General features: G+C 44.6%; 10 protein-coding genes. 2 read left to right on the top strand and 8 right to left on the bottom strand.

All coding sequences use genetic code 11. The features are described from left to right. Positions 1-1348: glutamine-hydrolyzing GMP synthase (guaA, locus tag B4K20_RS04265; protein ID WP_289282004.1), on the bottom strand; the 1348-nt coding region annotated here is incomplete at its 3' end. Positions 1349-1408: 60 nt separating this feature from the next. Then, entirely contained in the window at positions 1409-2872 is a 1464-nt protein-coding gene (gene guaB / locus B4K20_RS04260) for an IMP dehydrogenase (protein WP_286303724.1), read from the bottom strand. Positions 2873-2935: 63 nt separating this feature from the next. On the opposite strand from guaB, the gene xseA reads away from it, so the two are divergent. Together xseA and B4K20_RS04250 are read left to right on the top strand one after the other, a co-directional pair. Continuing rightward, on the top strand, positions 2936-4444 hold the full coding sequence (gene xseA, locus B4K20_RS04255) for an exodeoxyribonuclease VII large subunit (RefSeq protein WP_289282003.1): 1509 nt from the start codon (positions 2936-2938) through the stop codon (positions 4442-4444). Beyond that, positions 4434-5267: a peptidoglycan DD-metalloendopeptidase family protein gene (locus B4K20_RS04250; RefSeq protein ID WP_289244540.1), complete on the top strand. Its 834-nt coding sequence runs from the start codon at positions 4434-4436 to the stop codon at positions 5265-5267. Before xseA ends, B4K20_RS04250 begins: the two co-directional genes overlap by 11 nt. 1 nt (position 5268) lies before the next feature. Here the strand turns inward: B4K20_RS04250 and B4K20_RS04245 are convergent, their stop codons facing one another. The 6 genes from B4K20_RS04245 to B4K20_RS04220 all read right to left on the bottom strand — a co-directional run. Further along, positions 5269-7959 carry an ABC transporter substrate-binding protein gene (locus tag B4K20_RS04245; protein ID WP_289282002.1) on the bottom strand — a complete coding sequence of 897 codons (2691 nt, stop codon included), beginning with the start codon at positions 7957-7959 and terminating at the stop codon, positions 5269-5271. Positions 7960-8022: 63 nt separating this feature from the next. Further along, positions 8023-8748 (bottom strand): LPS export ABC transporter ATP-binding protein, encoded by a 726-nt coding sequence (lptB, locus tag B4K20_RS04240; protein ID WP_286303729.1) that lies wholly within the window; start codon positions 8746-8748, stop codon positions 8023-8025. Further along, positions 8748-9614: a lipopolysaccharide transport periplasmic protein LptA gene (gene lptA, locus B4K20_RS04235; RefSeq protein WP_286303730.1), complete on the bottom strand. Its 867-nt coding sequence runs from the start codon at positions 9612-9614 to the stop codon at positions 8748-8750. Before lptA ends, lptB begins: the two co-directional genes overlap by 1 nt. Next, entirely contained in the window at positions 9598-10092 is a 495-nt protein-coding gene (gene lptC, locus B4K20_RS04230) for an LPS export ABC transporter periplasmic protein LptC (protein WP_320165600.1), read from the bottom strand. Before lptC ends, lptA begins: the two co-directional genes overlap by 17 nt. A 61-nt stretch (positions 10093-10153) precedes the next feature. Beyond that, on the bottom strand, positions 10154-10675 hold the full coding sequence (kdsC, locus tag B4K20_RS04225; RefSeq protein ID WP_286303732.1) for a 3-deoxy-manno-octulosonate-8-phosphatase KdsC: 522 nt from the start codon (positions 10673-10675) through the stop codon (positions 10154-10156). Positions 10676-10684: 9 nt separating this feature from the next. Continuing rightward, a partial coding sequence (locus B4K20_RS04220; protein ID WP_289282001.1) for a KpsF/GutQ family sugar-phosphate isomerase occupies positions 10685-11410 on the bottom strand: 726 nt, incomplete at its 5' end.

Below are 11410 nucleotides of genomic sequence, written 5' to 3'. Positions count from 1 at the left end.
CTGCAAACGCCTGGCTGGTTTTATCATACAAATCATGCGCGCGCAGTTCTTCGATAAAGATGTTATCGGCTTTACGCAATAAGTCAGCAAATTCTTTTTTCACTTCGCCAAGAATACGCACACCTAAGCCAGGGCCTGGGAATGGATGACGATAAACCATATCAGATGGCAGGCCGAGTTCTACACCTAACTTGCGCACTTCATCCTTGAATAATTCACGTAGCGGCTCAACCAGTTGCAGTTTCATATGCTCTGGCAAGCCACCGACATTATGGTGAGTCTTAATAACGTGAGCTTTACCGGTTTTGGCTGCTGCAGACTCAATGACATCTGGATAGATAGTGCCTTGAGCCAGCCATTTCACATTTTTTAATTTGGCGGATTCTTCATCAAAGACTTCAACAAAGACACGGCCGATGATTTTACGTTTTTTCTCAGGATCGGCTTCACCCGCTAACTCATTCAGGAAACGATCTTCGGCATCGACACGAATCACTCGAATACCCATGTGTTTAGCAAACATCGCCATAACCTGATCACCTTCGTTTTCACGAAGCAGACCATTATCAACGAAGACACAGGTTAACTGGTCACCAATGGCTTTATGCAGAAGAGCAGCCACAACGGATGAGTCGACGCCACCTGATAATCCAAGCAATACTTCGTCATCACCGACCTGTTCACGGATAGCTTTGATGCTGTCTTCGATGATATTGGCTGAAGTCCACAAACACTCGCAGCCACAGATATCTACAAGAAAACGCTCAATCATGCGCTGGCCTTGTGTGGTATGCGTGACTTCGGGATGGAATTGAACACCATAAAAGTGGCGCTCTTCATCGGCCATGCCAGCAATAGGGGCGCTGTCGGTGCTGGCGATAATTTTAAAACCTTCAGGCAATTCAGCGACGCGATCACCATGGCTCATCCATACATCGAGCATGCCCCAGCCTTCAGCGGTAGTGTGATCTTCAATATCGCGAAGTAATTCAGAATGACCTCGAGCACGAATCTGAGCATAACCGAATTCACGATGATTGGATGATTCTACCGCCCCACCAAGTTGGGCAGCCATGGTTTGCATGCCATAACAAATGCCTAAGACGGGTAAACCCATCTCAAATACCGCTTGTGGTGCGCTAGGTGCCGCTTCTCCAATCGTTGAGTCTGGTCCACCCGATAAAATAATACCTTTGGGATTAAACTCACGGATTTCGGCTTCAGTTATTTCCGGATTGCGCAGTTCGCAATACACGCCGGCTTCACGAATACGTCGTGCGATAAGCTGTGTGTACTGAGAGCCAAAATCAAGAATAAGGATGCGGTGGTCGTGGATGTTGCTGCTCATTGAGGTATCTTCAACTCTGTTAAATAACAACTGCCCCAGAGAGGGGCAGTTGTGAAAGGATTAGTTAACGCGGTAGTTCGGCGCTTCTTTGATGATGGTGACATCATGTACATGACTCTCACTCATCCCGGCAGAAGTGACTTTTACGAATTGCGGTTTGGTGCGCATATCTTCAATAGTCGCTGAGCCGGTGTAACCCATACTTGCACGGATACCACCAATAAGCTGATGAATCACGGCGCTCAAGCTGCCTTTGAACGGTACACGGCCTTCAATACCTTCTGGAACAAGTTTGTCAGCTTCGCTGGACTCTTGGAAGTAACGGTCACTTGAACCTTGTTTTTGCTGCATGGCACCCATTGAACCCATACCACGGTATGATTTGTACGAACGGCCTTGATAAAGTTCGACTTCACCCGGCGCTTCTTCCGTACCGGCAAACATGCCGCCAATCATGATGGTGTGTGCACCAGCAACTAAAGCTTTAGCAATATCACCAGAGAAGCGAATACCACCGTCAGCAATAACGGGAATACCCGTACCTTCTAAGGCTTTTGCGACGTTACTGATGGCGCTGATTTGAGGAACACCGACACCGGCAACAATACGCGTGGTACAAATTGAACCAGGACCAATACCGACTTTAACTGCATCTGCTCCCGCTTCTACTAAGGCTAGAGCGGCTTCAGCTGTAGCGATGTTTCCGCCGATGACTTGTACTTGTGGGAAATTTTGTTTGACCCACTTAACTTGATCTAAAACACCCTGAGAATGGCCATGTGCTGTATCCACAACAATGACATCCACACCTGCAGCAGCTAAGGCTTCAATACGGGCATTACTTTCAGCACCGATACCCACTGCAGCACCCACACGTAAGCGTTCTTGATCGTCTTTAGAAGCCAGTGGGTTATCTGTTTGTTTTTGAATATCCTTTACGGTAATCATGCCCGTAAGATGAAAGTTGTCGTCGATGACGAGCACTTTTTCAATGCGGTTACTGTGTAAAAGTGCCAGGACTTCGTCACGTGATGCGTCTTCTTTGACGGTAACCAGTTTGTCTTTTTTCGTCATAATTTCTGAAACAGGATTGCTGTAATGTGTTTCAAAACGCAGATCACGACTTGTGACGATACCGACCAGATCGTCCCCATCTACCACAGGTACACCAGAGATGTTGTGTGAACGGGTCAGCTCGACCACTTCACCAATGGTGGTATTCGGTGAAACAGTGATGGGGTCACGTACAACACCGCTTTCAAATTTCTTGACCTTACGAACTTCATTGGCTTGTTGTTCGATAGTCATGTTTTTATGCAGAATACCTAAGCCACCTTCCTGAGCCATCGCAATGGCGAGGCGACTTTCGGTGACGGTATCCATCGCTGACGAAAGCAGTGGGATATTGATGGTGATGTCACGTGTTAACTTGGTGGTTAAATCGACATCACGAGGGAGAACGTTTGAGTACGCAGGTAGGAGTAATACGTCATCAAACGTCAGGGCTTCTTGAGCAATTCTCATCGGGCACGTTCCTGAAATTACCTGTAATATGATCCTGCAATTATATCAGGAATATCTAGCGTTATGGCAGTACAATCTACATCTAATCAGAGAAGCGCAGTAGCAAATCGCGCGGTGAAAGATGTGTATCCAGTTTCTCGTTTAGTCAGAGAAGCCCGTGTGTTGCTGGAAGGCTCATTTCCATTACTCTGGGTGGAAGGCGAGATTTCTAACTTGGCCATGCCTGCCTCAGGGCATATTTATTTCACGTTAAAAGACGAAGCCGCGCAAGTTCGCTGTGCGATGTTTCGTAATCGCAATAATCAATTACGTTTCACGCCTGAAAATGGCATGCAGGTTTTATTGCGTGTTCGTGTCAGTTTGTATGAGGGGCGTGGTGAGTTTCAGCTTATTGTTGAGCATATGGAAGAGGCGGGAAGTGGTGCATTACAGCGTGCATACGAAGCCTTAAAACACCGGCTTGGTCAAGAAGGTTTATTTGACCAGGCGCACAAAAAAACACTACCGATATTACCTAAAGCTGTAGGCATTATCTCATCGCCAGATGGCGCAGCTGTGCATGACATTGTGAGTGTGTTGAAACGTCGTTTTCCTACAGTGGATGTGATTTTATATCCCGTAGCCGTGCAAGGTGAAAGTTCAGCAGGGCAATTAATTGCTGCAGTGAAACTGGCTGATCAAAGACGCGACTGCGATGTCATCATCATTGGTCGTGGTGGAGGCTCTTTGGAGGATTTGTGGAGCTTCAATGATGAGCAATTAGCACGCACTCTGTTTGCCTGCGAACTTCCCATTATCTCAGCCGTCGGGCATGAGATTGATTTCACGATTTGTGATTTTGTCGCTGATGTCAGAGCTCCGACACCATCTGCCGCTGCTGAGTTAGCAGTGCCGGATGCCCAGCAGTATTTGCTCAATTTTCAACGCTATCAGCAGCAAATGACACACATTATTCGTCAGCGTCTGACTTCTGAACAGCGACATTTGCAACATTTACATCGCGCCCTTCCTCGGCCTGAATTGCTTTTACGACAACAAACACAATGGCTTACTCAACAAAAAAGACTATTGGATTCAGCCTGGCATCGACAAATACTGAATTGCCAGCAAAAACTTGATTATTTATCGGTCAGGTTAAAACATCCGAAAGCACAGATCGAAAAGCAACGCGCGATGTTAGAGGGCTTGTCTCATCGTTTGCAAACTGCGTTCAGAACTCAGCAAAAAAGCATGCATCAGCAATTTTTGTCATTACAGTTCAGGTTACAGAGACAGGTGCCACTGTCTCGATTACATGAACAACAAAACCTGGTACATACATTGAATAAACAGCACCACCGTTTAATGCGTCAGCATCTCGATAAAGCAAGACAATTTCTGGCACAACAGGTGCGGACGCTTGCAGCGGTAAGTCCCTTGAATACACTGGATAGGGGCTACAGCATTACCAGTAGGGCGAATTCAGGTGAAGTAATCACCTCGGCATCAGCCGTTGCTCCAGGTGATAAGGTCTTAGTACGGTTGCATCAAGGGCAGCTAAGTTGTGAGGTGAAAAACGTTGATGAAATTTAATGGCTGGATATTGTCTTTTCTCTTGTTAATTTGTTCAGATGTCTTGGCAAAGCTTCCAGAGCAATCAGCTGTTCCCGGTGGGGTCGTCATTTTGCCTGTTGGTAGTATCGAAGAAACGAAACCTGATGTACGTTTTGAAGACAAACCTGTCATGGTGGTGAAAGCAGATGGTCTTTGGCAGGCAGTTGTTGGAGTTCCATTATCAGCAAAAGCGGGAACGTTGCGTATCGTTGTAAAACGTGGTGAAGAAAAAAGTACGCAGTTATTTTCGATTAAAGATAAACAGTACCCGACACAGTACATTACGGTAAAAGATAAGCGGAAAGTGAATCCCAACTCGTTGGATATGAAACGAATTAATCAGGAATCAAGCCGTATTCAACAAGCATTAACCGCATGGACTGACACTGATAGTGAAACAGTGAATTTTATCTGGCCTGTGAAAGGACGTGTAAGTGGTTTATTTGGTCGCCGCCGTGTTTTTAATGGTGAGCCAAGAAAGCCGCATAGCGGCATGGATATCGCTGCTAAAACTGGCACGCCTATTCAGGCACCAGCGTCAGGTATTGTCAGAGGGACAGGCAATTACTTTTTTAATGGCAATACGGTCTTTATTGATCATGGTCAAGGTCTGATCACTATGTTTTGTCATTTAAACCGTATAGACGTAAAGGATGGTCAGACAGTCAATCAGGGGGATATTATTGGTACTGTGGGGGCCACAGGCCGGGTGACTGGGCCACACTTACATTTGGGTGTGAGTCTTAATGACGAACGAGTAGAGCCACGCTTATTTTTCCCACCTGAGTCAGAGTTAAAATAACTCAGAGGTAAGGTTTCAGTAATTGTGTTAACTGGCCGAAATCAATCGGTTTAGTTACATAAGCAGTAAATATGCCTGCCGCGGCGTCCTTATTTTCCTGCATTGCCGCTGCGGTTAAAGCTATCACCGGTATGGTCTTCATCTCATCTGAGGCTTTGATCGTTTTGGTCGCTTCTATTCCTGACATGCCGGGAAGGTTGATATCCATAAGTATTAAATCTGGACGTCGTTCCTCAATAAATGCCAGCCCCTCTTCTGCGGTGGCACAACTATGAAAGCTAACATTCGAATAGCGTGAAAAAAACACTTCAATTAAACGAATATTTGCCGGATTATCTTCAATATAAAGTACATGACGTGATGAGGTTTCAATCTGCGTGTCTGTTCGACGGGTTGGGGTTGACTTATCACTCATTTCTGAAGACGGACGCTGAGCTGAATGCCATGCCGTTTGTTGTGTGGATAGTGGCAGCTCAATCCAGAAGCTGCTGCCTTGCCCCTCAGTGCTGGCGAAATCGATTTTACCGCCCATTGCTTCAATCAGTCGTTTACTAATATTCAACCCTACGCCACTGCCTTCGATATTGGCATACTCTTGTCCCAGTCGCTCAAAAGCAGTAAATACATGGGCTTGTTTATCAGCGGAAATACCATGTCCTGTATCGGTTATGGTCATTTTTAGACAACCGTTTTGCGGCAGCAGGCGTGTTGTGACGATAACCTGACCACCTGCCTTGTTGTATTTGATGGCATTACTGACCAGATTAATAAATACCTGTTTTAGTTTGGTTACATCAGCAATCACGACCGTATCATTTTGTTCAGGGACAGTAATCTTCACATCATATTTTTTTGCCATGGTTTCCAGCATTGGCAGGCACGCATCAAATATACTTTTGATAGAAATATGTTCAGTTGATAACTGGATGCTCCCCGATTCAATTTTAGATAATTCCAGCACATCATTAATTAGGTTAAGTAAGTGCTCGCCACTTTCAATGATTTGTTTGATTTGATGTCGTTGTTGTTCTGAAGGACTGGGATCATTATCCGAAAGCAAGAGTTGCGAAAAGCCCAGGATGCTGTTTAAAGGTGTACGAAGTTCGTGGCTCATGGCAGATAGAAACTCAGACTTCGCTTTATTAGCTCGTTCCGCTTCGAGCTTGGCTTGAATCAAGGCCTTTTGTTCTGCCTTTTGTTTAGAAATATCGCGTGCAATACCAGTAAAAAAGTGTTTTTCATCCCATTTAAAATGACTGATGGTCAGCTCGATTGGAAACAGATTCCCACTTTTATGTAAAGCTTCTAGTTGAACAGGTTTGCCGATAATGTGACTATCTTCTGTTGATAGGAAGCGAGCCATACCTAGTTTATGCATATCACGATAACTGGCTGGTATTAATTCAGTAATGTTTTGGCCTATTATCTCTTCTGGGGCATAACCATAGAGTTGTGCTGAAGCTTTATTAAAGCTGACTATAACGCCATAGGCATCAATCGTGATGACGCTATCGATCGTGGTGTCTAGTAATGTCTTTAGTCTGAGGCTTTCTTGTTTGGCCTTGGCTTCCAGCGCTGAGCGGTTGGCTAACTCTTTTTTTATCGACTCTGTTTTTTCCTGGATTTCCTTGGTCAATATTCGGTTATGGTGACGTTTTACCAGGTAAAAAAAGATAATAGTCAGACTCAATCCGCTTAATATAAGTACTAACCACTTGAACAGGACGATCTCACTATCAGGTGCCGTATAAATGAACTCATCCAGATCTCGGGACTGATCATTGATACCTAACTTACTATAAGTCTCAGCAATTTGTTTCCAACGACTGAGGGTGACATGACCAAATTCTACGGTAGGGTAGAGACTGAGTTTTAATAATTGTTCCGCTTCATAATTGACGTGTGCAGGTGTTTTACGTTGCGTATTATATTTTTCTAATACGAGATCAATAATTTCGTCGGTATGTTCTGCCGTGTATGTCCATCCTTGATAGGTTGCTTTTCGAAAAGCATCCACCAACTCTGGATTATTTTGAATATAGCTTTGCGTTGTAAAGAGAATGTCACTATAAAAATTGATGCCGTAGTCTCTGGGGGAGATTACTCTATACGGCTCATTTTGCTCTTGCATGTAGAAGGGTTCATTCGAAATATAGGCTGTGACGCCATCAATGCGACCACTGATCAAATCATTGAGATTATTTTTGCTGGGGGGAACAAAATTAATCTTTGACGTATCAACATGCTGTTGTAGAAAAATGGCCGTTAAATCATCAGCCTCAGATTGCCGGTTGATTGTCCTACCTACAAAATCTGCTGCAGAATAAATGCCGGAGTCAGCTTTGACCAACCACACATATGGACTGCTTTGAAAGGTAGCGCCTAATGCTACAAAGGGACGACCTTTCATATATTCCATGACTATCCCGGTGCCGGATATGCCAAAATCTACATTTCCATTCTCAACTTCATCATAGGGATGGTTGAAACCGGTCAGAATCTCAACATCTAATCCTGCCTGGCGATAAAACCCTTTTTCTTTGGCGGCATAGATGCCCGCAAACTGAAACTGATGTTGCCAGTGTAGTTTTATGGTGACATGCTTAAGATCGGTATTTTTTGAATTTTCTTCGGCATGCGCTGTGCTGCTGAAGAAAAATACAAAAAATATGAAAAACCATCTTACATTCATAGACATAGCCAAATCAGAACAGTGTCTATGTTAACTGAACAGATGACTCTGCCGCCAGTAATGTCACATCCTGAAGTCACGGCCCAGATAGACGCTTAATACATTTTTATCTTTCAGAATATCTTCAGGGGTTCCACGCGCAATCACTTCGCCTTCGTTAAAGATATAAGCACGTTGGCATACCTTCAGGGTTTCTCTGACATTATGATCCGTGATCAATACACCAATACCACGTTGGGCCAGCTCTTGAATAATGCCCTGAATGTCGAGAACAGAGATGGGATCAACACCTGCAAAAGGTTCATCTAACAGAATAAACTGAGGATCCATTGCCAGAGCGCGTGCAATCTCCACGCGCCTTCTTTCTCCACCTGATAATGCCATTCCTTTCGAATGACGGATGTGTTCAATGTGGAAATCTTTTAGCAGTTGTTCCAGTAATTGTTGTTTGGAAAGATCGTTCAGTTCTGTCCGTGTTTCGATAATGCCGTAAAGATTATCTTCTACACTGAGTTTGCGAAATACTGAGGCTTCTTGTGGCAAATATCCAATCCCCAGTTTGGCACGATCATGGATTGGGTAATGAGTCAGTTCCTGCTGGTCAAGATAAATATAACCATGATCAACCGGTACCAAACCCACAATCATGTAAAAACTGGTGGTTTTGCCTGCACCATTTGGCCCTAATAGACCAACGATTTCTCCACTGTTTACGTCCAGTGAAATATCTTTAACGACTTGCCTATCACCATATTGCTTAGCAAGCTGATGCGCTGAAAGAATACTCATTACTCGTCGATCGCTTGTAAATAATAGTCGTTAACCCAGCCAATAACTGTCTCGCCGTTAAGCATTCCTCGGATTTGTGCCCAGCCTTGTTGGCGAGTAAGCACAAGCACACGAAGATTTTGATCAAGCGTGCCTAGACGCTGATAACCAGTTCCTGGTCCAGTTCGTACATTTAAACGACTTGTGGTGATGACTTCTGGATACTCTTTTGCAGGTAATGGTGCTTCTGCAGCAGGTTTTGGTGTGGTTGGTGTCGCTGTTTCAGTTTGAGCGGCGGGTTTGGGCTCATTAACTGCCGCTTTTGGCGCGTCAGCTTTCTTAGGTTTGGCTTGACTTGGTTTGTCTTTTTTCTGCTGCGTCATGGGCTGAATAATCATATGAATACGGCCCGAGTCATGCGTTTCACCGCCCACATTGACTGGTGCAGAATTGGCACTGACTACATTTCTGGCTATGTCATATTCAATACGATTACCAATAAACTCATCGCCATTTTGCCAGACATGGCCTTCACCTATCAGATAGATCTTTTGCTTGTCGGCATAATATTCCATGCGAATAGCTTTCGCTTTAACGGGTGGCTCACCGGGTTTGTGCACTTGTTCGTATGTAGCTAATTTACCGACAGAAACAGCTTTGGTGAGCTGTTTATTTTCATCGTAGTGGAAAGTGATGATATCACCTGTGATTTTTAACGTGCCCTGCGTGAGAATCGCATCCCCCTTGTATTGGGTGACGCCTTCCTGATCGTCCATCTGTGCATGGTCAGCTTCAATATTAATCGGTTTTTCACGGTCACTCGGCAAGGCCCAACTGATTGCTGGCAACATCAAACATACCGTTAATAATTTAGTTAGCAGGTGCATCGTATTGTCCTTTCACCCTGGAATGCAGGTTAATGGTTTCATCATTCATATCTGCATGAAGGCCAACTGAGTCAGTATCTCCGTTCGGAGTTTTAATCGTGACAGCATGGTCGGTATATGCAGTGTTATATTGTGTATCAAGCGTGAGCTCATCAGTCAGCATTTTAAATGCCGGGTTATTTTCATTAGTGATAATAACATTTCCTGTCAGCAGGATAGTTGTGTTATCGCCTTGAGTGTGACCGTGATCTGAAGTGATGACCCAGGAATCTCTACCTGGCTTGAGGAATTCTGCAATAGGATCAATGATTTCTGTACTGTCATCAGCTGGGTAGTGGGCCATTTCTTTACCTTTGATGACCCTTGCTGGTGTGCCATTGATATCCATGATTGTCATTGTGAAGTCTGTCATTGCGTAATCACTGCTACGATGAATCTGATTATTTTCAGGTTCAACTGGTTTGCTATCATCAGACAAGAGCAGCCAGATGCTTAAGATAGCTATCAGAGGCAGTAATATACGTAGATATCGAGGGAGATTAAAAATGGCGTTCAATTTGGTCTTGCAGGTTTCCCTGTCCTTCCATAATTAGCTCACACACTTCACGTGCAGCGCCATGACCGCCATTTGACGTGGTGATGAAGTGAGCATGCTTTTTGACAATAGGATCCGCGTCTTGCACGGCTATGGCTAATCCAACACGGCTCATGATGGATAAGTCTACCCAGTCATCACCGACATAGGCGCATTCTTCTGGTGATAATTTGAGTTCTTTTATTAATTGTTGAAAGACGGGTAGCTTGACTCGCTGACCCTGATAGACATATTTGATACCTAAACTCTGCATGCGATGTTCGACCGTGCGCGAGGTCCGGCCAGTGATAATGGCAATTTCAACTCCGGTAAATTGCAATAACTTCATACCGTGACCATCGCGTGAGTGAAAAGCCTTGTACTCTTCACCATCATCACCAATGATAATTTGACCATTAGTTAAAACGCCGTCAACATCAAATACGACAAGTTTAATTTTCTTTGCTTTTTCTAAAATATCCTGCATGACTCTCTCTTAGACCACTCCGGCACGAAGTAGATCGTGCATATTGATGGCACCACATAGCTGTTGATGTTCATTTTCTATCAGTAAGGCATTTATTTTGTAGCGTTGCATTAATTCTAATGCTTCAGCCGCCAGCATGTCAGCACGCCCCGTTTTACATTCACGTGTCATAAAGGCTGACAGTTTTTCAGTATGAATGTTAATTTCCTGTGATAACACTCTGCGTAAGTCACCATCAGTAAATACGCCTAAAATATGATACTGATCATCGACCACTGCGGTCATGCCCAAGCCTTTGTTAGACATTTCTATCAATGCCTGACTAATCAAGGCTTCTTCATCAATGGTCGGAATGGCATCGCCTGTATGCATAATGTCAGAGACTCGAAGTAACAGACGGCGACCTAACAGCCCCCCTGGATGTGAGCGAGCAAAGTCTTCTGCAGTAAAACCCCGTGTTTCGAGTAAGGCGACGGCCAGCGCGTCACCCATGACTAATGCTGCTGTAGTACTTGAGGTGGGAGCGAGACCAAGTGGACAGGCTTCATTAGCGACACTGACATCGATATGTGCAGTTGCACACGTCGCTAATGTCGATTCCGGTCGGCCCGTCATGGCAATGAATGGAATGCCGAGGCGTTTTATCAAAGGTAAGATAGTCAGTATCTCACTGGTCTCACCTGAGTTGGATAAGGCTAGCACTACATCTTTATCAGTGATCATGCCCAGGTCACC

The organism is Methylophaga sp. UBA5088 (genome assembly GCF_002414625.1).
GTDB lineage: Bacteria > Pseudomonadota > Gammaproteobacteria > Nitrosococcales > Methylophagaceae > Methylophaga > Methylophaga marina.
The sequence above is the reverse complement of the archived record's forward strand: the minus strand, read 5'-3'. Positions and strand labels throughout refer to the sequence as shown.

What these genes read in the sequence shown, in the direction of transcription:
- guaB (WP_286303724.1), bottom strand. Translation starts at nt 2,872, where the DNA reads ATGAGAATTGCTCAAGAAGCCCTGACGTTTGATGACGTATTACTCCTA.
- xseA (WP_289282003.1), top strand. Translation starts at nt 2,936, where the DNA reads ATGGCAGTACAATCTACATCTAATCAGAGAAGCGCAGTAGCAAATCGC.
- B4K20_RS04250 (WP_289244540.1), top strand. Translation starts at nt 4,434, where the DNA reads ATGAAATTTAATGGCTGGATATTGTCTTTTCTCTTGTTAATTTGTTCA.
- B4K20_RS04245 (WP_289282002.1), bottom strand. Translation starts at nt 7,959, where the DNA reads ATGAATGTAAGATGGTTTTTCATATTTTTTGTATTTTTCTTCAGCAGC.
- lptB (WP_286303729.1), bottom strand. Translation starts at nt 8,748, where the DNA reads ATGAGTATTCTTTCAGCGCATCAGCTTGCTAAGCAATATGGTGATAGG.
- lptA (WP_286303730.1), bottom strand. Translation starts at nt 9,614, where the DNA reads ATGCACCTGCTAACTAAATTATTAACGGTATGTTTGATGTTGCCAGCA.
- kdsC (WP_286303732.1), bottom strand. Translation starts at nt 10,675, where the DNA reads ATGCAGGATATTTTAGAAAAAGCAAAGAAAATTAAACTTGTCGTATTT.